Genomic DNA, 22,127 nt, shown 5'->3' with positions numbered 1-22,127 from the left:
CGCAGCCCCTGCGCCGCGCGCGGGGACCGCAGCCCCTGCCCTGCGTCAGCGGCGCGGATCGCCCTCGGGCCGCCCCCCCGGGTGCGCCGGATCGAACTGCGCCGGCCGGTCTTCGTGCGGTCCGTCCGCCGTGTAGCCCCGCTGCGAGGCGCCCTGCTGGCGAGCGATCTTCTCGACGTCGCTCGATCCCTGCGTCGTCTCGTCGTCGAGCTGCCGCGTCGGCGCCCCCGGCTCCTGCTGTTCGCTGCCGACATGCTGCTCAGCCTGCTTGCTCGGTCCTGCGTGCTGGTTCGTGGGTTTCATGAGGTCACCCTGGAGCCCGATCGCTGACTGTAAAGCCCCTGGTTGCGAAGACGGGCGCCGGCCCCAAATGCCTCGCAATGCCGCGTCACGCGGCGACGCTTTCCATCGAGCGCCACGCAGCGGTGCAGCAAACGCGGCGGTGACGGCTCGTTGATTCCGCGCTGCGCAACACGCCCATTTGGGTTTCTGCGTGGCCGCGATGCGCCGCAATGGCGTGAGCGCGGTGGGCGAACGGAACTTGGCCGGCGACCGCCCTCTCGGCGTAGTCACGGCGCGTGCCGAGCACACCGCACGAGGTCCTGATCGTCGCATTGCGCGAGCAACCGGGGTTGCTCGGCGCGCTCGTCTCCAAGCTCACCGGCGTGAAGCTCCCGCGGAGCCTCAAGCCGGCCGACGCCACGCTCCGCTTCGTGAAGCCCGCAGAGCTGCGGCTCGATCTCGTGCTTCAGGGCGGCCGGCGCCGCTGGGTCCTGGTCGAGCTGCAGCGCGGCGTCGATCCGGCCAAGCGGAGGCGGTGGCCCCTCGCGGCCAGCTTGCTCTTCAGTCAGACCGGCGCGATGGGCGACGTGATCGTCATCACCGCGCGCCGCGCGGTCGCCCGCTGGGCCGAGCGCGTCGCGTGCGTGCGCACGCGCCTCGGGACCGAGCTCCAGCTCAGGCCGGTCGTGCTCCACCTCGGCGCCGATGAGAGCAAGGCGCTGCTCGACGAGCACCACCCGGAGCTCGCGCTGTTCGCGGCGTGGGCCATGCAGCACCGCCATGGACCCGGGGCGCGCGCCGTCGTCGAGCGGGCGTTCGAGCTGACCGAGCGGCTGCCGCGCGCGTTGCGACGGGCCCAGCAGCGTGCGATCCTCTCCGTGCTCAGCGAACGCATGCTGGAGCTCCTCAGGGAGGCCTCGATGAACCCCGACAAGATCCCGGAGACCCCCGCCGCCAGGAAGCTGCGCCTCTTCCTCGAAGCGCAGGGGCGGAAGAAGGGCCGGGCCGAGGGCGAGGCCAAGGGCCGGGCCGAGGGCGAGGCCAAGGGCCGCCAAGACGCGCTCCTCACGCTGCTGCGGGCACGCGGGCTCTCGCCCTCACAGGACGACGAAGCCCGCATCCGGGCCTGCGCCGACGCAGCGAAGCTCGACCGGTGGATCGCGCAGGCCGCCACCGCGACGACCGTGCGCGAGGCCCTCGGGACGAGGACCCAGAGCGCGAGGGCTCGCCCCCGCACGCCGGCTCGCTCCCGGCAGTCCCCCGCGTCGCGCTCCTGAACCGCGCCGGCGGCGCCTCCGCCGATCCACGCAGCTGCGCGACCGCACCCGCTTTCCCGAGCGGACGCGCCCCGCCGCCGAGCGACGCGCCCCGCCGCCGAGCGACGCGCCCCGCCGCCGAGCGACGCGCCCCGCCGCCGAGCGACGCGCCCCTAGCCCGTCCCTGGAGCGCGCGACGACGTGCTCGGCTCTCCCCGCCCGAACGCCGCGCCCGCCGCCCCGCCGCGCACCGCGCGGTAGCGCACCAGCTCGCCGAACTGCGCCAGCCGGGCGCGCACGATGTTCCTGCTGATGCCGAGCAGCCTCGCCGTCTGCAGCTGATTGCGATCGCAATAACGGTACGCCGTCCGGATGATCGTCTCCTCGATCTGCTCGTGCAGGTTCGGCAGGTTCTGCTCGAACAGCGCGAGCAGCGCGCCCTCCAGCGACGTCGCCTGCGGCGTCGGTCGCACCTGGGACACGGCCTCCGCGCCCGCCCGATCCGACGGCGGAGGGCTCGTCCCCGCCTTCGGCTGGAGCGCCGTGAGGCGCAGATCCGCCGGCGTGACCTCATGCCCTCTGCAGACCAGGAGCGCGTGGTGCATCGCGTTCTCGAGCTCCCGGATGTTCCCGGGCCACGGGTGCTCCAGGAGCCGCGCCGTCGCCTCCGCCGAGAGCGCGGCCGGCGCCGAGCCGAGCCGCTGCGCGTACAGCTCGAGGAAAAAACGGGCGAGCGGCAGGATGTCGCCCGGCCGCTCGCGCAGCGGCGGGAGCGAGAGCGTCGCCACGTTGAGCCGGTAGAAGAGATCCTCGCGGAATTTCCGCGCGATCACCGCCTCCTCCAGGTTCACGTTCGTCGCCGCGATGAGGCGCACGTCGATCGGGATCGGCTGGCGCGAGCCGAGCCGCACCACCTCGCGCTCCTGCAGCACGCGGAGCAGCTTCACCTGGAGCGGCAGCGACAGATCGCCGATCTCGTCGAGGAACAGGGTGCCGCCGTCCGCGGCCTCGAACCACCCGGCCTTCGAGGTCGTCGCCCCGGTGAAGGCGCCCTTCTCGTGGCCGAACAGCTCGCTCTCGACCAGCGACTCCGACCAGGCACCGCAGTTGACCGCCACGAAAGGCCGGCCCCGCCGGTGGCTGAGCGCGTGGATGTGACGCGCCACGAGCTCCTTGCCCGTGCCGGTCTCCCCGGTCACGAGCAACGTCGCGTCGCTGGGCGCGATCTGACGGATCCGGTCGAGGAGCGCCTGCGACCGGGGATCCTCGAAGACCAGCGCCTTCGCGCGCAGGGAAAGAGCCAGCGAGCTCGGGTTGGGAAGCGTGAGCAACGGCATCGTCATCGGGCTTTACTCACCATGATAGCGGATGTTCCGTCCATTATAACGGACGACCCTGGCATGCGCCAGAGATCTTTCTCCGGCGCAGCCTTACCGGGGGCCCCGGACGGACCCGGGGCCGTTCGTGCTACGCCTCGAGGAGGTAGCCGCGCACCTCGTCGGTGAGCGCCTTGATGTCGTGATCCGTGCGCGACCGGGGTCGCGGCACGCCGACGGGGACGATGCGCTTGATCCGCCCGGGCCTCGGCTCGAGCACCACGACCCGATCGCCGAGGAACACGGCCTCCTCGACGTCGTGCGTGACGAGGATCATGGTGATCTGCTCCTTTTGCCAGATGCGCTGGAGCTCCTGCTGCAGCTTCGTGCGGGTCAGCGCGTCGAGCGCGCTGAACGGCTCGTCGAGGAGCAGGATCCCCGGCCGGTTGACCAGCCCGCGCGCGATCGCCGCCCGCTGCGCCATCCCGCCGGAGAGCTGGTGCGGGTAGGCCCGCTTGAACGCCGACAGGCCCACGAGCTCGAGGTGCTCATCGACCGCGCGGCCCTTCTCGGCCCGCGTCCACGCCGAGTTCTCGAGCCCGAGCGCGACGTTCTGCTCGATGGTGAGCCAGGGGAAGAGCCGGTGCTCCTGGAAGACGATGCCCCGGTCGAGGCTCGTCCCCTGGACGCGCGCGCCGCCGACGAGGATGTCGCCCTCGTACTCGGTGTCCAGCCCGACGAGCAGCCGGAGGAGCGTGGACTTGCCGCAACCGCTCGTGCCCACGACGCTGATGAACTCGCCGGGGTGGATGGTCAACCCGATCCCCTGGAGCACCTCTAGGGACTCGTCCTTGACCACGTACTTCTTGTTCACATCGCGGATGTTGATGACTCCAGGCGAGCTCATGGATTCCTCCTCGAAGATGTTCACACGCCGCGGACGCGCCAGCGGAGCAGGCGCTCCTCCGCGGCCGTGGCCAAGAGGTTCAGGCCGAAGCCCACGAGGCCGGACACGATGAGCCCGACCAGCACGACGTCCATCGCGAAGCGCTCGCGCCCGTCGACCATCAGGCTGCCGATGCCCGGCGCGGGCTCGAGCAGGTACTCGGCCCCGAGGGTGCCGAGCCACGCGTAGATGAGCGCCTGATGGACGCCCGCGAAGAGCGACGGCGCGGCGGACGGCAGGACGACCTTGCGGACGACCTGCCAGCGCGAGAAGCGGAGCACGCGCGCCACCTCGATGTGCTCGACACCGACGCTCCGCACGCCCTCGTAGGTGTTCACGACGACCGGATAGAAGGCGGAGAGCGCGATGAAGGCGACCTTCGCCTGCTCGCCCACGCCGAGCCACACCGACATGAGCGGGATCCACGCGAACAGCGCGACCTGCTTCGCGGCGTGGAAGCTCGGCGAGAACAGCCTGTCGGCGGTGCGCGAGAGCGCGAGGAGGCCGCCGACCGCCGTGCCGGCCAGCGTCCCGAGCGCGAACCCGAGGAGATCCCGGCCCAGGCTGGCCCGGAGGTGGGCCCACAGCTCCCCGCTCTCGTGCTGGGCCTTCGCGGCCTCCCACACCGCGAGCGGCGGGACCAGGATGCGCGTATTGGCGAGCTCGTAGCGGCAGACCACGATCCAGGCGAACACGACGAAGATGGGCAGGACCAGGCCGCGCCGCAGCCGCGGCTGGACCAGAGCTTGCGTGATGGCGCTCATCGTTCGGACCTCGCGGGTGTCACAGGGCGGCGCGCCGCCAGCGGAGGAGGCGGGCCTCGATCTTCTCGAGCCCCTTATCGAGGACGAGCCCGAGGACGCCCACGACGAGGATCGCCGCGAGCACCACGTCGAGCTGGAAGAGCTGGCGGCCCCAGACGATCAAGAACCCGACGCCCTCGGAGGAGGCCAGGAGCTCGACCGTCACGAGCGACAGCCACGCTTGCGTGAGGCCGTACCGGATGCCGACCGCGATCGACGGAACCGCGGAGGGGAGCACGACCTTCCGGAGCAGCTGGACGTTGCTGAACCGGAAGACCCGGGCGACCTCGATGTAGGATCGAGGGACGTTCTTGATGCCCTGGAGCGTGTTGAGCGCGACAGGGATGAGGCTCGCCTGCGCGATGAGGATCAGCTTCAGCGACTCGCCGATGCCCACCACCATCATGAACAGCGGCAGCCACGCGAGCACGGGGACCTGCGCGAGCGCCTTGAAGAGCGGGTGCACGTAGTCCTCGATCCGCCGCGACAGCCCCATGGCGACGCCGAGCAGCAGGCCGGCCGCGCCGCCGACGGCGAAGCCGCCGAAGACGCGCCCGAGGCTGATGGCGATGTTCGTGTGCAGATCTCCCGAGCTCGCGAGCTCGGTCAGCGTCTGGAGGACGAGCCCCGGCGCCGGCAAGATCTGCGGCGGGATCAGCTCGCGCTGCGAGGCGAAGCTCCACGCGAGGAGGAGCGCCGCCGGGAAGATGAGCCCGACGGCGACGTTGCCCACCCGCCCCGACAGGAGCCGCGCGGCGCCGCCCGCGGGCAGCGCCACCTCGGGCGCCGCGAGCTTGTAGGCGGCCTGGGTCTGGCTTTCTTGGATTCCCTGCTGCGTCATCTTGGTTGCCTTTCGATCGTGGCGGTGCGCCGTGCCGCGCGCGCTCCTCTCATTGCCTTCCGGGGTGCTTGACCTTCCCGTTCGCGTCGAACTCGGGCCAGTAGCCCTCGAGGTTCAGCTCCTTGAGCGCCGCGTTCAGGAACCGCAGGTCGATCCACGAATCGACGTCGAACGTATTCCTGATGAGGCCGAACCGCTTCGCGTCGGCGACGGCCGCCTTGTAGCGGGAGATCAGGTACTCATCGAACAGCGGGCTCGCGCGCACCTTGAGCGAGTCGCCCGTCTGGTCCGCCTTGAAGTTCGCGTAGGGCGTCCCCGACTTGGACCAGAGCTGGTAGATCGGCGCCGGGTTGGCCTCGTTCTGCGCGATCCAGTGGGCGGCCTGCACGACCACCTTCACGACGCGCTTGGTCACGTCCGGGTACTTGTTCGCGAACTCCTCGGTGACGATCAGGTGAGCGTGCCGCAGGTAGGCCGGCGAGTCGTTCTTCGTCGTGTAGACGATCTTCGCGATCCCCTGGTCCTGGAGCGTGAGGAGGTCGTACCCGCCGAAGGCGGCGTCGATGTCCCTCGTGGCCAGGGCCGCCTTGGCGGTCGCGGAGTCCATGTTGAGGATCCGGAGGTCGCGCTCCGACAGCCCGCTCCCCGCGAGGATCTTGTTGACGGCCAGCTGGAGGTTCGTGCCCTTGAAGAGGGCGACCTTCTTCCCCTTGAGGTCGGCGAGCGACGAGATCGACGAGTCCGAGGGGACGGCCAGGTACGTGTGCTGGCGCGTCGACACGCCCGCGAGCAGCTTCGTCTTGAGCCCCCCTGCCCTGCCGATGCTCGACGGCAGGTCTCCCTGGAGCGCGAAATCGAGGAGGTTATTCGCGTACGCCTCGTTGACGGCGGGGCCGGCGCCCTTGAAGAAGGACCACTCGATCTTGATGTTGTCCTTCTTGAACTCCTCCTCGAGGAGCCCGCGCGCGTGCACCACGCTGAGGCTGCTGCCGCCCACGAAGGGGCGGTTGCCGATGCCCACGCCGGCGAACGCGACGCGGATGACGCGCGGCGCGTCCGCCCGAGCCGCGTGCGACGAGAAGGTCAAGAGCGCCGCGATGAAGATCTGTAGAATGATAAGAGCTCGTCTCATGTTATTCTCCGGACTCTCTGTGCAGGTTCGCGCCACGCCGTCAGAGCGATGCTCTCCCGCACAGGAGACGGGTCCAGATCGGCGTTTTCGGCGCGCAGGCGTACTCACGTACGCCGAGCACCGAAAACGTCGAGATGGGCCCGTATCCGAAGCGGGTGAGCATCGCTCTAGAAGCCGCCTTGCAGCTGGGCGAGCAGCTCGTGCTGCGCCCCTTCTTTGTTCGTGCGGTCGTCCCGTCGGTTGAAGTTGAGCTGGAACTTCGTCGTCTCCGCGAAGAAGACGTTGAAGCCGAGCGTGTAGACGTCGACCCGGTTCTCGAGCACCTCGGTGCTCGGATCGAAGAGGTCGACGCGGATGAACGGCTGGTAGGTCTTCGGCCACCAGTCGTCGTATCGACCCTGGTTCCGGTAACCCCTCAGGAACTGCTCACCCCAGTTGTAGAAGAACGTCGCCACGTGCGACAGGCTCGAGAGCCTCGTCTTCTGGGGGTCCTCCAGCGTCGTCCCGAGCGTGACGTCGTCCTGGCCGTAGATGAACTCGTAGGTGACGCCGATCGGGTAATGGTTGTAGTAGATATCGCCGCCGTACCGACGCTTCGCGCCCTTCCCGGACAGCGTCTTCTTCTCGTCCTTGAGGAACGTGTTCTGCCAGCCGATGTACACGCTGCCGCCCAGCGTGATCTGCCGGAGAATGGAGTTGTAGTCGGACGGCACGGTGAACGCGAGGCGGCCGATGATGTCCTTCTCGCTGTTGTCGTCGGGCGTGTTCGGGCCGCTCCCGTTGACGAGGCCCACGGCGTAGGCGAGGATTGGCGCCCGGTAGTTGTAGCCGTAGTCCACCTGCGGCAGGATGTCGCCGCGGACGATGAGGCCGAGCTCGCGCCGGTTCAGCCCGAGCCGCGTCGTGAACTGCGCGTTGGTGATGACGGGCTTGAGCTCCTCGCTCGCCGGCACCTCCAGCCCGAACGGCAAGAGCTGCTGTCCGAGGGTGATTTGCAAGACCCAGTCCTCGGGGGCGAGGGTGGGGAGCACGGAGTACGACAGCTGGGCGTCCAGCAGGTTGAGGAAGCTGTTGTTGCTCGCCTGCTGGGGCGAGGCGCCGAAGCGGAGGGAGTAGGTGAGGTTGCGCCCTTCCTCGTAGTCCTTGTAGAGGATGCCGTTGAACGAGAGGAGCGCGGCGCCCGTGTCGAACGTCACCTTGCGATCGTTCGAGGTCGCCGAGCTCACCGGCTGCTCCGACCACCCGATGCGCGTCTGGACGACGCCGCCGATGGTGAGGGAGCGCGTGGAGATCGCGGTGTGGAGATCGCGCTCGCGCTGCCACTGGAACTTGAAGTTCTCGAGGTCGGTGACGAGCCCTTGCAGGTCGTCCCGCGTGACGGCGTTGGGATCGGGCTCGACGAAGGCCTCCGCGGCCGCGTCCCCCGCGGGCGCCGGGACCGGGGCTGGCACGCCCGGGGCTGCGCCGGGCGCCGCAGGAGCCGCAGCGGCGGCGGCGGGCGCGGCGCCCGGTGTCGCGGCTGGAGCCGCCCCGGCAGGCGCTGGAGCCGCGCCGGCAGGCGCTGGGGCCGCGCCGGCAGGCGCCGGGGCCGCGCCGGCAGGCGCCGGGGCCGCGCCGGCAGGCGCCGGGGCCGCGCCCGCTGGCGCCGGCGCGGGTCGCTCCCCCTGGGCCCTGCCGGGCGGGGTCTGGGCGCTCGCCTGGGTCGCGCAAAGGGCGATGGCCGTCGCGAGGATCGTGGAGACAGATGTTCTTGAACGGTCAAGCAGACGCATGAATGGATCCAAAGAGGTTCGTTAGATTCGCCATCACCGCCGCGCGGGGCTGCTTCCGTCAGCCCCGCGCGGCGCATCTCCGTCAGGCCGCCTTGCTCTTCGGCAGCTTCTGCTCGACCGCGGTCCCTGCGAAGAAGCCGGGGTTCTTGCCGGCGAAGAAGTTGTACGGGTGGGTGAACACGAGATCGCGGAAGTTCGCCTCCGTGAGCGCCCCGCGCTCGACGAGGCTCCAGGTGTCGGCGAGGACCTCGGTCAGATCCGGCACGTCCCAGTGCCCGCTGTCCGACGCCCAGAAGGCGTTGAGCTGCACGCCGAGCGGGTTGACCTTCGTGTTGAACGCGTACGCGATCGTCGGGTCGTCCGCCTCCGAGCCGAAGTAGAAGTTCGGCACGTACCGATCGCGGATGTCCTCGATCCGCTCGATGCCCGCCGCCCCGAAGTCGTCGAGCGCGGCCGGGTCTTGCGGCTGGCGGCGCGAGTTGTTCGATACGCCGAGCGCCCCCCCGAGGACGGCGTTGATGTCGCCGAGCCGCGCCTCGACCTCCTGCCCGCCGTACTGCTGGTACAGCGCGTACAGCAGCTTCGCGTCGATCAGGTCAGGGTTGTAGTTCTGGACGGCGCGGCCGTTGCGCTTCTCCCAGTGACCGACGAGATCGGCGAAGAGCGTCGCGCCCCACGCCGCCCCGCCCTCGAGGAAGCCGACGCGGAGATCGGGGAACCGCCGGGTCACGCCGCTGAAGAACAGCGACTTCGCGAGCGCCTCGGAGGCGGAGGCGAAGTGGCCGATGTGGTTGTACATGTAGTTCGAGAACGAGCTGCGGCTGGTCCACCCCATGCCGGCAGAGTGGGTGGTCAGCACGGTCTTGAGCTCGACCGCCTTGGCCCAGAACGGGTCGTAGTTGTATTCGCTGTCCACGCCGAACGTGTCGAGCCAGTTCGCGTGCCGCGCGACGTCCGGATGGTGGCGGGACGGGTACTTCTCGGCCACCGCCCGGATCGGCCGGCGGAGGTTGCCCGGGATGAGCGCGACCTTGAGGCCGAGCTCGCGCACCGCGAACTCGAGCTCCTCGACCCCCTCCTCCGGCGTGTGCAGCGGGATCGCGGCGACCGGCGTGAGGCGGTCGGCGTACGGCCGGTACACGTCGGCGTGATACGCGTTCACCGCGCGGATGAGCACCCGGCGCAGATCCTCCTTGCCGACGTGGGTGGCGAACGTGGAGACGTTCGGGAACAGGACCGCGTAGTCCGTGCCCGACTCGCCGAGCCGCTCGTGCAGGAGCCTGGGCAGCGACACCGTGGCGAGGTCGAGCGTGTTCTTCGTCGGCAGGGCCCACCACGGCGGGCGGACCGAGCGCTGCGCGGCGCGCTGCTCGGGCGTGAGCTCGTACCACTCGTTGCTCAGGTAGCCGAAGCCCCGGTTGATCGCCTGGCGGAACTCGTCGACGTACTTCGCGCCGCCGTACTTCGCGATGTAATCCTCGAGGATCGGGGCGAACTCGATCGTGTGCAGATCGGTGTCGATGACCGGGTAGTCGAGCTTGTCTCGCACCGCCCGCGAGCGGGAGGTCTTCTTGCCGTCTTTCAGCGAGAGATGAGAGGATGAGATGCTCATGACGATGTCTCCAGGGTGCGACCGTGCCGCGCGCTCGCTTCCGGCGCGGGGCAGCCGCGATCAAGGCGCATGAGGCGGCGCGCCGAGGGGCGACCGCTCCTGTGCTGAGAGCGTGAGAGGCCTTCGAGCTAGAGCGCCGCGAGCGCGGCGCTCGGACAGCGCGTGGCCGTCCATCGCTCGACGTCAGCGCCGACCCGGCGGGGCGCTACCTGCGGCGAGCGCCGGAGGGAGGAGCGCGCCTGCGCCGGCGCGCCGATGGCAGCGCTCGTCGCGACGCGGCGCCGCACGACGGTCCGCGCGCCTGGACGGGCGTTCGTCACGATCATGCTGGCGAGGATGGATGGGATCGCATCGAGCGCGATCACGGGGTCTTTCATGGCTGTCATCGCGTGAACGCTCGCACTGACGCATTGCATTGGGCGGACCAATGCGTTTGCTGGCCCCAGCAGGGCAGGCCGGGCGGAAGCCGATCGAAGCGCTCCGCGTCGCGAGCGCGACCGCCCTCTTCTGAGCGCCGTCCCGGGGGAAACAGAGAGGGCCTGAAGAGCCCGACGCCTCCCGATGGCGAAGGAAGATCAGCGGGTCGCAGCGCGCGCGGCGCACCCGGTCAGAAGAGCAGATCGACGAGCGTTGCTCCGCTGTCGCTTCCGTTCTGCACGCGCCGTACCAGGCTTATGTCCGCTCCGAAAGACGCGTATCCGTTATACCGGATGCCCCCGTGCTGCTGGAGCAGCAGGCGTGTGCTGCGGGGGTGCTGCTCCAGCAGCAGTCCCCGAGCGGGTGCGTCATCGCGGGGACGGCAGGTTCGTCGTGGTCGCGAACGCGATGCCGCTCTGCAGGTCGCGGCGGGTCACGATGCAGGAGAGGTCGATGTCGAGGCCGACGATCGCCTGGGACACCTCGGGTCGGATGCCCGTCAGGACGACCTGCGCCCCGAGCAGCCGGACCGCCCGCGCGACCTGCAGGAGGGCGTTCGCCGAGGCCGTGTCGATGTGCGGCACGCCCGTGACGTCGATGATCGCCACCCGCGCCTGCCGCTCGACGACCTTGCTCAGCAGGTTCTCCATCATCTGCTGCGCCCGCACCGTGTCCAGCGCGCCGACGAGCGGCAGCACGAGGACGCCCTGGCTGATGGGCACGATGGGCGCCGACAGCTCCAGGAGCGTCTTCGCCTGCATCCGGAGCTGATCCTCGAGCTGCTTTCGCTTGGTGATCACCTCCGTGAACAGCATGATCCCGCCGATCTCGCCGTTCGGCGCGTACCACGGGAAGATCTTCCACATCCCCCATTCGACGTGCCCGTCGCTCCGCGGGAAGGGCTCCTCATCATTCCCTTCCGAGGCCCCCGCGAGACAGCGCTGGTGGATCGCCTTCCAGTGCTCGGGGACGTCGGGGAAGATCTCATAATGGCTCCGGCCGACGAGCTCCTGGTCGCCCAAGCCGAACTCCGCCCGGTAGCGGTGACTGGCCATGACATAGCGCATGTCACGATCGAACATGGCGAACGCTGCCGGTGTGTAGGTGACGAAGAGGCGCACATGCTCCTCGCTCCGGCGCAGCGCCTCCTGGAGGCGAGCCCGCTCGTCCTCGGCACGCTCCAGCTCCCGGATGCGCTGCCTCAGGCGCTCGTTCTCGGCAACGACATCGTTGTAATCTACGCTACAGGTCATCCGGATCCCCGATTCTGTCCTGGACTTATACCAAAGACGGAGGACCGGTAGCGACCGAAGGGGCGCCGCATGTGTGCTGCCGACGACGGAGGTGCGCCCCATCGCCGGGACGTGCCCGCAGCGCGAGGGATCGCCACCACGCCTTGCTCGGGCAGCCGCTCGCCTCGGTCAGACCGAGCTGCTGGCGGTAGGCGCTGCGCCGGCGCTCAGCGCGCTTCGTGTGCGGCCTTGAGGCCGGCGATGTCCAGCTTCACCATCTTGAGCATCGCCTCGGAGACGCGGCGCGCCTTCTGGGGGTCCGGGTCGGCCATGAGGTCGCCGAGGACGGTCGGCACGATCTGCCAGCACACGCCGAACTTGTCCTTGAGCCAGCCGCACTGCTCGGCGGAGCCGCCCTCGAGCAGCGCGCTCCAAGTGCGATCCACCTCGGCCTGGTCGTCACAGCTCACCACGAACGAGATGGAGTGGTTGAACGGGTCGAGCGGGCCGGCGCTGATGGCCATGAAGGGCTGACCGCACAGCGTGAACTCGACGACCTTGACCGAGCCGGCGGGGCCGCCCGGCGTGTCGCTCGGCAGCGGGGTCACGCGGTCCACCCGGGAGTCGGGGAAGATCGACGCGTAGAACCGGGCCGCCTCCTCCGCCTCCTTCGCGTACCAGAGGTGCGGCGTGATCTTCTGGACCCTGGTGCCCGCCTTGCGCTCCTCGCCGCCCGAGTCGAAGAGGACCGCGAACCCGCCCCAGATCATGCGCTTGGGGTCGAACGGCGGCGCTTCCGTCGTCTGCATGCGCGGGTCGGCCATCACCTTCGCGCTCGCCTCGTCGCGCACCTCCTTCGAGGGCCACACGATCCAGGAGAACACGATGGTCTCGCCCGCCTCGGCCTTCACCGCGCCCTTGAAGTCGGTGATCTTGCCATCGGGGACGTCGTCGCCCCAGCACTCGACGACGCGCGTCGCGCCATACTCCCGGAAGACCTGCGCGGCTTGCGCGCAGAGCTCGCGATAAGCCTCCTTTTTGCCCGTGGGTACCGGAGTCACGAAGCCGTCGATGTAGCTCATGGCGCGAGTATGCAGATCTGCCGTTTATGCCGTCAAGCACGGCGGATCCAGACGAACGGCGGGCTCGACCATGGACGAGAGTCGATCGCTCCGGGGTCGGCCGAGCGGATCGCGGCCAACCGACCCACGGCAGCGAGCAACGGCCCGGAGAGGGAGAAACCGAGACGCGCATTCGGAATGCATCCTGCGTGCCCCTCGGAGAGGGGCGACTCGCGATCTCCTCTTCGAGCCTTCCTGTCCTGCCGCGCGGCTGCCGAGCCGTGTCGAGCTGGCGCCGACGCGCCGCCGCTCCAGCTCGGCGCAGCGTCGAGGCGACCGCGACCGCCGTCGGGCGGCCGCGCCCGTGCCTCAGCGGGACGTCACGGCCGATCGCGCGAGACGTCCTGCGCTTCCCGGCACATCTCGCGCAGGAGGGCGGCGGCGACCGTGCCCGGGTGGGTGCGCTCCGGCGCGGCGCCGAACGCGGCGAGGACCTCCGCGAACGGGCGGGGCTCCTCGCCCGCGGGCGGCGGCCCGCCGAAGCGCGCCGCCGCGACGAAGAACCCCGCCGCGTAGTAGGCGAGGGCGATCGCGCGCGCCACGCGCGCCCGCGCGCGGTCGTCGTCGCTCGCGGGCCTCCCGAGGTACGCCTCGAGCAGGGCCTCGCGCTGCTCGGGCCGCGGACAGGCGAACACGCCGAGCTGCGCGAGGTCGACGAACGGATCGCCGGCGCCCGCGGTGGACCAGTCGACGAGGTACACGCGGTCGGCCGCGACGAGCACGTTGTTCGGGTTGACGTCGCGGTGACACGGGGCCGCGTGCGCGTGGGGCCCGCTCACCCGCTCGAGCTCGTCGGCGGTGCGGACGAGCTCCGCCGGGAGGCCCACGCCCGCGAGCGCGGCGCACTGCGCGTCGAGGGAGCGCAGGAAGTCCATGCGCGACGGGCCGCGCGGAAACGGCGGACCGTCGTGGAGCCGCCGCAACGCCGCCGCGACCCGCCCGAGCAGCGCCGGGTCGCGCGTCGGGCGGAGCGGCGTCCCCGCGATGCGGTCCATGATCGTGACGCCCGCCCGCGCGTCCGCGTGGCGCAGGCGCGGGGCGACGCCGCGCTCGGAGGCGGCGCGCATGCACGCGGTCTCGCGCGCGAAGCGCCCCGGATCGCTCGGATCGGGCGCGCAGCGCTTCGCGACGTACGGCGCGCCGTCGACCGCGAACGCGAGCAGCGTGGCGCCGGAGAACCCGCCGGACAGCGCCGTCACGTCGGTCACCGGGCGCCCGGGGAACGCGGCCTCGAGCGCGGCGGCGAGGTCGGGGTGCAGCTCCGGGGCGCTCATGCCGTCCCCCGCGTCGCGGCGAGCCGCTTCGCGTAGAGGCGGCTCCGCGCGGCGAGGTCGGCGGGCCGGGCCCAATCCCATCCGATCGCCCGCCAGTCCGGGTCGTCGGGATCGAGCCCGAGCGACGCGACGAACGCGCGATCGGCGACGAAGAAGTGGCGCTTGTACGTGAGGAGATAGCTGCGCGGCGCCTGCGGCAGCGCCTCGAGGTGAGCGCGCGCCTCGTCGTAGGTCGCGAACCAGTGGTGCAGCACGCCGCCATCCCGGCCGTAAAGCAAGGTCCCGAGCTCGGGCGCGCCGGGCTCTCCCGCGAGGGCGAGGCGCGCGCGCTCCCAGCTCAAGAAGCCGCACTCGCGCGCGACCACGGCGAGGCAATGCTTGCGGCGGATGCCGGGGACGGCCGCGGCGAGCGCGGCCTCGTCGGCGCGCACGAGCTCGGGCAGCGCGCGCAGGCGCGAGAGCGCCTGGGCGTCGTTCGACGCGAGCCGCTTGTGCAGCAGCTCGGCGCGGATCTTCAGCTCGCGAACGGGATCGATCATGGACGTCTCCTCTCGAATCGGCCGCTGCCCGCTCCCTCGGCCCGAGGATCTCGACGTGCTCATGACGGTGCGAGGTGACCCGCGATCGTCGCGTTGCAGGGTGAAAGGCTTCTTTCCGGCGGGGAGGGCGCCCCTGCGCACCCAGAGCGACGTCCATAGCGCTTCACGCCCGGGCGCGCCAGGTGGAAGATAGTCGCATGATGCCGCCGCTGCTCATGGTTCCTGGTTATTCCGGCTCGGGACCTCGCCACTGGCAGACGCTCTGGGAGCAGAAGCTCCCTTTCGCGCGTCGCGTGGAGATGCCCGACTGGGATCATCCGGACCGGCGCGCGTGGGTGGAGGCGCTCGACCGGGCGGTCGCAGACAGCGCCGCCCCTCCGGTGCTGATCGCGCACAGCTGCGGTGTGAGCACGGTGGTCCACTGGGGGGCGTCGGGCGCGCGGCCCGTGCGCGCCGCGCTGCTCGTCGCGCCGGCCGACACCGAGTCTCCGAGCCATCCGCGCGACGCGTCGACGTTCCACCCCTTGCCCAGCGTCAGGCTCCCGTTCCCCTCGGCGGTCGTCGCGAGCGCGAACGATCCCTACTGCACCCCGGAACGAGCCGAGGCCTTCGCGCGCGCCTGGGGGAGCCAGCTCATCCACGCTGGACCGTGCGGGCACATCAACACCGACGCCGGCTTCGGGCCATGGCCCGACGGCGAGCGGATCCTCGCCGCGCTGATCGGCGAGCCCGTCTCACGGGTGTTTCGCGCCTGACGCGTCGATTGCTGACGACGCGCCGGATCCGCGCATTGTCGCGCCTACGCGCGGCTCGCCTCGAGCTCGCGCGGCCGCTCGTGGCCCCATTGTCGACGGATCGAGGGGGCGCCTGGCGACACCATCACATCACCGCGCCTCCCCTCCCGTCCCCTCCTCACCCGGCGCCCCGCCGTCCCTCCGGCGGTCCACGCAGCGGCCCATCGCCTTCTGGATCATCGGCAGCGGCAGCGCGAGATCCATCGAGAAGCGCCCTTTGCGCGGGCTCACCCGCGCCAGGTCGAGCAGCTCGACGAGCTGCTCCTCCCCGTCCGACTGCGCCTTCAGCCGGGCCAGCGAGAGCGCGGTCCCGAGCGTCTTGCCGAGATCGTCCACGTCGGCCGCCACGGGCCCCGTCACGTCGGCCACGATCGCGACGTCCTCCGACGCGTCGACGTGCAGCTCCACCTGGCCCACCGCGCCGCGCAGCCGCTCGGCGATGTCCGGCTCGCTCCCCTCGAGGAGCTCCGCCACGTCGTCGGCCGAGAGCACCCCGTACGCGTCTCCATAGCTCGCCCACTCGGGGATCACCGGCGGCGCGGGCGCCACCTTGTCCTCCAGCCTGTCGATCGCGGCCTCGATCGCCGCCGCGTCCCTGCCGAGGAGCAGGAGGCCGTCGCCCCAGCGGCCGAACACCGGCACGCGCCCCTCCTCCTCGAACAGCGTCCCCCGCGCGCCGTACGCGCGGCGGCTCCCCCGCAGGGAATCGAAGCGCGCCGACGGGAACTCGCCCGACACCACCACGAGGGCCCCCGACGTCGCCGCGATCCGGTCGATGTCCTCGAACACGTCGATCCCGAACTCGTCCTCGATTTCCTCGAAGCTATCCATCTCGACGTTCGCGAGCATGCAGTCGAGCCAGAGCTTGCCGGCCGGCGACTCCTTGATGGCGCTCGCCTCGAAGACGACGGCCGACGTGGCCCTGTCCGTGGGCAGCGCCGTCAGCAGCGGGTCGCGCGAGGGCCTCGGCGCCGCGCTCGGGTCGAGCGCCGGCGGCGACAGCGTGCGGCGGCGCAGGCTGCGCTCGAGCTCGGGTTCCCGCGGGCCGCGCGGGAACTCCACGCGCGCCTTCTTCTTCGGGGACGTCGCCTTGACGTCGCCGCGCGACATGAGCCACGCGGCGAGGCCGAGGAGGAGGACCGCAGCGAGGAGCCAGGCTCGGTGGCGCATGGAGCTCAAAAATCCTTCTGTTCGAATCCCCAGATGCCGAAGGCGACCGCGGCGAGGCCGAAGACGGCGATCCCCGCGAGCTGGCTCGCGAGATCGAGCGCCTCGACGGGCGCCGAGGCGGCGAGCTCGGCGGAGGTGTCGGCCAGCGTGGAGACGCGGGGCAGGAGCGCGGTGACGGCGCGGAAGAGCGCGCGGGGGGCGCCGGACTCGAAGAAGCTCGAGAGGCGCTCGCGGTAGCCGGCGACGATGCCCGCGACGAAGAGGGCGCCGCCCGTGGCGGCGGAGAGCGCGGCGCTGCGCGCGAACACGGCGACGGCGAGCATGGCGCCGTAGAGGGCGGCGAAGGTGACGCTCGCGAGGAAGGCGGCGATGACGGGGCGCAGCGTCCAGACGCCGGTCTTCACGGCGAGCAGGAGCGTGAAGCCGCCCGCGCCGTAGAGCGCGCCGGCCAGGGCGAGGGCGAGCACGCCGAGGAAGGTGCCGGCGAGCAGCTCCCAGCGCTGGACGGGGAGCGCGAGGAGGTGCTCGATGCGGCCGGGCGCGAGCAGGCTCGGGGCGAAGTCGGCGCACGCGAGGACGCCGAAGCCGAGGCCGCCGTAGAAGATGACGTACGCCGCCGCCCGGAAGATGGGCCGGAGGGCGACGTCGACCGACCGGATGTCGGTGGGGACGACCTGGCCGAAGAGGCGCGTGGCGGCGAGGGCGCCGTCGACGACGTCCATGCGCAGGGTGAGGCCGGCGACGCCGAGCAGGAGCGTGATGCCGGCGCCGAGGGCGAGGAACCACCGGCGCGAGGCGGCCTCGCGGACGAGGTCGAGCGCGACGGCCAGGACGGTCTTCACGACGGTCCTCCGGAGCTCGGCCTGCCCTGCGCCCCGAGGGCCTCGGCGAGGACGTCCTCGAGGTCGCGCATGTCGCGGGCGAGCTCGATGAGCAGGGCGCCCCGGGCGCGGGCGCCGTCGAGCAGGGCGTTGAGGTCCTCGGGGCCCCCGGCGTCGCAGGTGAAGGCGCCCTCGGCGTCGCGGGCGACGAAGCCGAGCGGGGCGAGCGCGGCCGGGTCGCAGCCGGGCGCGAAGCGGACGCGGAAGCGCGTGGCGCTGCCGCAGAGGGCCTCGAGGGCGCCTTCGCGGACGAGGCGGCCGCCGGCGAGGATGCCGATGCGGTCGCAGACGCGCTCGGTCTCGGAGAGCAGGTGCGAGTTGAGGAAGAGGGTGGCGCCGCGGGCGCGCTCCTCGGTCAGGATGCGGCGGATCTCGGCGCGGCCGAGGGGGTCGATGCCGTCGGTGGGCTCGTCGAGGACGAGCAGGTCGGGCGCGCCGAGCAGGGCGGCGGCGAGGCCGAGGCGCTGCTTCATCCCCTTGGAGAAGCCGCCGATGCGGCGCTCTGCGCTGTCGCGGAGGCCGACGCGGGCGAGGTCGCGGAGGAGCGCGGCCTCGGTCATCGAGAGGCGCTTGAGCCGGGCGACGCTGGCGAGGAAGGCGACGGGCGTGAAGGCGTGCGGGAGGTGGAGGCGCTCGGGGAGATAGCCGATGCGGGCGCGGACGGCGCGGTCCTCGGGGGCGCCGCCGAGGACGCGGACGACGCCGGAGGTGGGGCGGACGACGCCGAGCAAGGTCTTGATGAAGGTGGTCTTGCCGGCGCCGTTCGGGCCGAGGAGGCCGAACGCGGCGCCGCGGGGGATGGCGAGATCGAGGCCGGCCAGGGCCTGGTGGCCCTCCCGCCGGAAGAGGCCCGCGTAGGTCTTGCGGAGCGCGGCGGCTTCGATGGCGAGCACGGCGGGAGCATAGCCGACGCGGGCGAGAGCCGCAGGGGTCGGGCGCTCGCCGGCGCCGCCCGGGCCGCCGAGAGCGCGGCCGCGCCGATTGGCGCGGGAGAATCGCGCTGTCTGGCCGCGCCGCACGGCCTTCGGGGGTCGCTCGCTGCAACCGAAAAAGTCCATCCGCAGGTCACGGCCGCACGACGCCTTCCTGGTACCGGAGACCGTAGTACGTGGAGGTGGTGCCCTCGATGCAACCCCAGAAGTCGATGCCTTGGACAGCGCTGTGAAGCAGTGGGCAACCTTGCCCAGGGAGAGTCCACATGAAGGCGGGAAGGCGGGAAGATCATTCATGTTTTCTTCCCGCCTTCCCGCCTTCCCGCCTTCATGTTCAAATTTGACCAGCACCCGCTGTGATGGGAGAGGACCTCGATTCCGAGCGCGACCCGACGTCGCGCCGCACAGCCATCGAGAAGAGATGGTCCCCTTCATGTCATGGACGCGCGCGTCGTGTGATTGCGGCTGGTGACTCCTGGGCCGAGAGAGCCGAGGGCAGCAGCGATTGCACCCTACTGGCAATCTTCCAACCAGCGTCCTCGATTCTCGCCTGTGTGGGACATGATCGACCCGGATAGACACGATTGTCGGACGCAGCCGCCCAGGATCGTGTAGGATGGGAATGTGGCGAATCTCGACGAGATCTCGGACCGGACTTACGTGGCTGCGGGCGCGGACTTCGCCTTCGTGATCACCCGGCGGGGGAGGCTCGTCACCCGGCGAGCGCCGCGCGACATGTCCGAGGAGGGCCGCGGCCGGATCGTGGAGGCGGCGCTGAGCCTCGGGAGCCAGGGCCGGCTCGGTCATGTGGAGCTGCCGCGCGAGGACCTGGTCCCGTACGGGGGCGCGGCGCCCATCGACGTGTACTTCGGCGTGGCCGGCGAGGTGATCCTCTGCGTGGTCATGCCCACGTGGGCGGACCGCCAGGGCGTGTGGCCCGCGCTCGAGCACGGCCTGCGCGCCATCGACGAGGCGGCCGCGGCGGCGTCGCGGCCGGTGGTCCACAAGGGGCACCGGCGCACCCGGTCGCGCCCGCGCGGGGAGGCGCCGCCTGCGTCCGCGCGCCGCCCGGTCGTCGAGGTCCGCGAGCCGCCGCCGTCCACCCGCGCGGTCGCGGCCGTCCGCGAGCCGTCGCCCGCGAAGCGCGCCGCGCCGCCGTCGCCGCCGGCCAGGCGCAGCGCCGTCGCGGGCCTGGTCCTCCTGGCCAACGGCGGGCCGCCCCGCTCGCTGGCGCGCCCGGTGGTGCTCCGCGACGCGCCCCCGCCGCGCGCCTCATGTCCGCCCGCGCCCGCAGCGTCGTTGCCGGAGCTCCGCCGCATCGGCGAGGCGGCGCTCGGCCGCGAGGGCCACGCCGCCGTCGCGCGGGCGCTCGGCGGGGCGCTGTCGTCGGCGCCCGAGATCCGGGTGGGCATGGCGTCGGTGGGCCACGAGACCCTGGCGGCGATCGAGGCCGAGCTGCAGCAGCCGCCGCGCCCCGGCTCGATGCCCGAGGCGTTGCGCGTCGAGCTGGTGAGCATCAGCCGCGAGAGCCTGCTGGAGATCGCGGCCGAGGAGGCGCGCCAGGCGGCCGCGGGCCCGCGGCCGTCCGTGCCGCAGGTGCGCCCCGAGCGCCTCACCCACCCCTGGGTGGAGCCGCCCGACGACGCGGACGTCGAGCCGGAGGCCGAGATCGCCGGCGCGGCGCGCGCGAGGCGCGCGAGGCGCGCTCGCTCGGGCTGAGCCTCGTTCTATCGAGTCGTGGGGATCGTGGGAAGAGGACCGCAAGGGCGCAAGCGGCGCAGGGGGAGGAGAGAAGATGATTCGCTCTCTGTCCCCCTTGCGCCTCTTGCGCCGTTGCGGTTTCTCCTCTTGACCATGACGCACCTCGTGCTCGCGCCGGAGCAGCAGACCGCCCCGGGTTGCTGCTGAGGCAGCAGCGCACCAGCAGCGCTCCGGGCTCCTCTCAGTGCGGCACCGCCTCAGTGCGGCACCGCCCGCCAGCGGGCGCGCGCGGGCCGGCGGTCACCGCCGCGCGGCGAGCGGACCTGCGGCACGGCGGTTGCCCGCGGTCGCCGGTCGCCGCCCGCCGCGCCTCAGGCATCGTCGGCCGCGGCCCCCCGCTCGACGCCCGCGCTCCCCGAGCCTGACAAGGAGTCTCCCGTGACCGTGCCCCACCGCCCCGGCAAGCTGCACCTCAACGCGTTCCTGATGACGATAGGACACCACGAGTCGGCGTGGCGGTTCCCGGAGAGCCACCCGACCGGCACGTGGGACGTGGCGCACTACAAGCACCTCGCCCGCGTGGCCGAGCGCGGGACGTTCGACTCGATCTTCTTCGGCGACGGCCCGGCGCTGCAGGGCGACATCCGGTACCGGCCCGTGGGTCGGCTCGACCCGACGGCGCTGCTGCCGGCGCTGGCCGCGGTGACCGAGCGGATCGGGCTCGTGGCGACGGCCTCGACCACGTACAACGAGCCCTACAACCTGGCCCGCCGCTTCGCCACGATAGACCACATCAGCGGGGGCCGGGCCGGGTGGAACATCGTCACCACGGCGGGCAGCGACGCGGCCCAGAACTTCGGCCTCGACGAGGTGCCGGAGCACCGGCACCGGTACGAGCGCGCGGCCGAGTTCGTCGACGTGTGCCTCAAGCTGTGGGACAGCTGGGAAGACGACTTCCTGATCGGCGACAAGGCGACAGGGCGCTTCGCAGACGGCGACAAGATCCACCGCGTCGACCACGAGGGCCGGTTCTTCCGCGTGCGCGGCCCGCTCAACGTGCCGCGCACGCCGCAGGGCCACCCGCTCCTCGTACAGGCAGGCTCCTCGGAGGACGGCAGGGAGTTCGCCGCCCAGTACGCCGAGGCGGTGTTCACGGCGCAGCAGACCCTGGCCGAGGGGCAAGCGTTCTATGCGGACCTCAAGCGGCGGGTCGCCGCGTTCGGACGGAACCCGGCCCTCGTGAAGATCCTCCCGGGGATCGTGCCGATCCTCGGCGGCACCGAGGAGGAGGCCCGGCGGCGCGAGGACGAGCTCGCGGAGCTCCAGGTGCCCGCCTACGGCCTGAAGCAGCTGTCCGGCCTGATTGGCGTCGAGCTGACCGAAGCGGACCTGGACAGGCCGCTGCCCCCCGTGGGCGACGTGAAGGCGGTGCGGGGGATGCAGAGCCGCTTCGCGCTCGTCACCGACCTCGCGCGGCGGGAAAGCCTCACCGTGCGGCAGCTGCTCTCGCGCCTCGGGGGCGGCCGCGGACACCGCACGTTCACCGGCACGCCGGAGCAGGTCGCGGACACGATCGAGGAGTGGTTCACGCACGGAGCGGCGGACGGCTTCAACGTGATGCCGCCGCTGCTCCCCTCCGGCCTGGAGGCGTTCGTCGACCACGTGGTGCCCCTCCTGCGCCGGCGCGGCCTGTTCCGCGCCGAGTACGAGGGCACGACGCTGCGGGACCATTACGGGCTCCCCCGGCCGGAGAACCGGTTTGCGGCGCGCCGGGCGGCCGGCGGCCAGGCCGCCGCCGCCGCGGCGCGCTGAGCGCGCGCCCGGCGGAGGACCGGCGAGCGCGCTTCAGTTCAGCCCGCATCAGCGCGAGCGCGCTGCCAGCCGTTCCTGCCGCGGAGCGACCTTGGCGCAGCTCATCGGCGCCCTCCCGTCGAGGCCGTGACGCCGGCGATCTTCCTGTTCCGGAGCTTCTTGACGACGAACGCGGTCACGGCGCCGGCCGACGCCGCCTTGGCGAGGACCACTCCGAGGGACGCGAGGCACGCAGGGCACATGGGCTTTTCTCCTCCTGTCGACGGTGCGCGCGGCGCTCCGCCGCCGACGCAG

General features: G+C 71.7%; 21 protein-coding genes and 1 pseudogene. 4 read left to right on the top strand and 18 right to left on the bottom strand.

What is annotated here, in order from left to right; genetic code table 11:
- Positions 1–45: 45 nt before the first annotated feature.
- A complete protein-coding gene (locus WME98_RS33205; protein ID WP_437945705.1) occupies positions 46–303 on the bottom strand; it encodes a hypothetical protein in 258 nt (85 codons plus the stop codon).
- Positions 304–578: 275 nt separating this feature from the next.
- Between WME98_RS33205 and WME98_RS33200 the strand changes: the two genes are divergently transcribed.
- Entirely contained in the window at positions 579–1,559 is a 981-nt protein-coding gene (locus WME98_RS33200) for a hypothetical protein (protein WP_437945704.1), read from the top strand.
- Between the two features lie 152 nt (positions 1,560–1,711).
- On the opposite strand, the gene WME98_RS33195 is transcribed toward WME98_RS33200, so the two are convergent.
- The 13 genes and pseudogenes from WME98_RS33195 to WME98_RS33135 form a co-directional block, all read right to left on the bottom strand.
- Positions 1,712–2,875 (bottom strand): sigma-54 interaction domain-containing protein, encoded by a 1,164-nt coding sequence (locus WME98_RS33195; RefSeq protein WP_437954050.1) that lies wholly within the window; start codon positions 2,873–2,875, stop codon positions 1,712–1,714.
- Between the two features lie 130 nt (positions 2,876–3,005).
- On the bottom strand, positions 3,006–3,761 hold the full coding sequence (locus WME98_RS33190) for an ABC transporter ATP-binding protein (protein WP_437945703.1): 756 nt from the start codon (positions 3,759–3,761) through the stop codon (positions 3,006–3,008).
- 20 nt (positions 3,762–3,781) lie between these two features.
- On the bottom strand, positions 3,782–4,564 hold the full coding sequence (locus WME98_RS33185) for an ABC transporter permease (protein ID WP_437945702.1): 783 nt from the start codon (positions 4,562–4,564) through the stop codon (positions 3,782–3,784).
- 19 nt (positions 4,565–4,583) lie between these two features.
- The gene (locus WME98_RS33180; RefSeq protein WP_437945701.1) at positions 4,584–5,444 is read right to left on the bottom strand and encodes an ABC transporter permease; all 861 of its coding nucleotides are present in this window, start codon (positions 5,442–5,444) and stop codon (positions 4,584–4,586) included.
- 49 nt (positions 5,445–5,493) lie between these two features.
- On the bottom strand, positions 5,494–6,576 hold the full coding sequence (locus WME98_RS33175) for an ABC transporter substrate-binding protein (protein ID WP_437945700.1): 1,083 nt from the start codon (positions 6,574–6,576) through the stop codon (positions 5,494–5,496).
- 167 nt (positions 6,577–6,743) lie between these two features.
- Entirely contained in the window at positions 6,744–8,027 is a 1,284-nt protein-coding gene (locus WME98_RS33170; protein WP_437945699.1) for a hypothetical protein, read from the bottom strand.
- A 403-nt stretch (positions 8,028–8,430) separates the two neighbouring features.
- On the bottom strand, positions 8,431–9,960 hold the full coding sequence (locus WME98_RS33165; RefSeq protein ID WP_437945698.1) for an amidohydrolase family protein: 1,530 nt from the start codon (positions 9,958–9,960) through the stop codon (positions 8,431–8,433).
- Positions 9,961–10,088: 128 nt separating this feature from the next.
- On the bottom strand, positions 10,089–10,337 hold the full coding sequence (locus WME98_RS33160; protein ID WP_437945697.1) for a hypothetical protein: 249 nt from the start codon (positions 10,335–10,337) through the stop codon (positions 10,089–10,091).
- A 408-nt stretch (positions 10,338–10,745) separates the two neighbouring features.
- On the bottom strand, positions 10,746–11,630 hold the full coding sequence (locus WME98_RS33155; protein WP_437945696.1) for an STAS domain-containing protein: 885 nt from the start codon (positions 11,628–11,630) through the stop codon (positions 10,746–10,748).
- 206 nt (positions 11,631–11,836) lie between these two features.
- A complete protein-coding gene (locus tag WME98_RS33150; RefSeq protein WP_437954049.1) occupies positions 11,837–12,379 on the bottom strand; it encodes a VOC family protein in 543 nt (180 codons plus the stop codon).
- A 69-nt stretch (positions 12,380–12,448) separates the two neighbouring features.
- Positions 12,449–12,691, bottom strand: a pseudogene (locus tag WME98_RS33145) (DUF1428 domain-containing protein); the annotation flags it as partial.
- A gap of 359 nt (positions 12,692–13,050) precedes the next feature.
- The gene (locus WME98_RS33140) at positions 13,051–14,004 is read right to left on the bottom strand and encodes a phosphotransferase (protein ID WP_437945695.1); all 954 of its coding nucleotides are present in this window, start codon (positions 14,002–14,004) and stop codon (positions 13,051–13,053) included.
- The gene (locus tag WME98_RS33135; protein WP_437945694.1) at positions 14,001–14,543 is read right to left on the bottom strand and encodes a hypothetical protein; all 543 of its coding nucleotides are present in this window, start codon (positions 14,541–14,543) and stop codon (positions 14,001–14,003) included. The genes WME98_RS33140 and WME98_RS33135 overlap by 4 nt, the downstream gene beginning before the upstream one ends.
- A gap of 197 nt (positions 14,544–14,740) precedes the next feature.
- Between WME98_RS33135 and WME98_RS33130 the strand changes: the two genes are divergently transcribed.
- Positions 14,741–15,298 carry an RBBP9/YdeN family alpha/beta hydrolase gene (locus tag WME98_RS33130; RefSeq protein ID WP_437945693.1) on the top strand — a complete coding sequence of 186 codons (558 nt, stop codon included), beginning with the start codon at positions 14,741–14,743 and terminating at the stop codon, positions 15,296–15,298.
- A 129-nt stretch (positions 15,299–15,427) separates the two neighbouring features.
- On the opposite strand, the gene WME98_RS33125 is transcribed toward WME98_RS33130, so the two are convergent.
- The 3 genes from WME98_RS33125 to WME98_RS33115 are packed head-to-tail and all read right to left on the bottom strand — an operon-like array spanning position 15,428 to position 18,281.
- Positions 15,428–16,507: a hypothetical protein gene (locus WME98_RS33125; RefSeq protein WP_437945692.1), complete on the bottom strand. Its 1,080-nt coding sequence runs from the start codon at positions 16,505–16,507 to the stop codon at positions 15,428–15,430.
- A gap of 5 nt (positions 16,508–16,512) precedes the next feature.
- Entirely contained in the window at positions 16,513–17,349 is an 837-nt protein-coding gene (locus tag WME98_RS33120) for an ABC transporter permease subunit (protein ID WP_437945691.1), read from the bottom strand.
- Positions 17,346–18,281, bottom strand: a complete 936-nt coding sequence (locus WME98_RS33115; RefSeq protein WP_437945690.1) for an ABC transporter ATP-binding protein — start codon at positions 18,279–18,281, stop codon at positions 17,346–17,348. The genes WME98_RS33120 and WME98_RS33115 overlap by 4 nt, the downstream gene beginning before the upstream one ends.
- 663 nt (positions 18,282–18,944) lie before the next feature.
- Here WME98_RS33115 and WME98_RS33110 point away from each other — a divergent pair.
- Positions 18,945–20,039: a hypothetical protein gene (locus WME98_RS33110; protein ID WP_437945689.1), complete on the top strand. Its 1,095-nt coding sequence runs from the start codon at positions 18,945–18,947 to the stop codon at positions 20,037–20,039.
- 468 nt (positions 20,040–20,507) lie between these two features.
- The gene (locus WME98_RS33105) at positions 20,508–21,833 is read left to right on the top strand and encodes an LLM class flavin-dependent oxidoreductase (protein WP_437954048.1); all 1,326 of its coding nucleotides are present in this window, start codon (positions 20,508–20,510) and stop codon (positions 21,831–21,833) included.
- 101 nt (positions 21,834–21,934) lie between these two features.
- On the opposite strand, the gene WME98_RS33100 is transcribed toward WME98_RS33105, so the two are convergent.
- The gene (locus WME98_RS33100) at positions 21,935–22,075 is read right to left on the bottom strand and encodes a hypothetical protein (RefSeq protein ID WP_437572240.1); all 141 of its coding nucleotides are present in this window, start codon (positions 22,073–22,075) and stop codon (positions 21,935–21,937) included.
- Positions 22,076–22,127 lie beyond the last annotated feature (52 nt).

Source organism: Sorangium sp. So ce296 (assembly GCF_051529605.1).
GTDB lineage: Bacteria > Myxococcota_A > Polyangia > Polyangiales > Polyangiaceae > Sorangium > Sorangium cellulosum_D.
The sequence above is the reverse complement of the archived record's forward strand: the minus strand, read 5'-3'. Positions and strand labels throughout refer to the sequence as shown.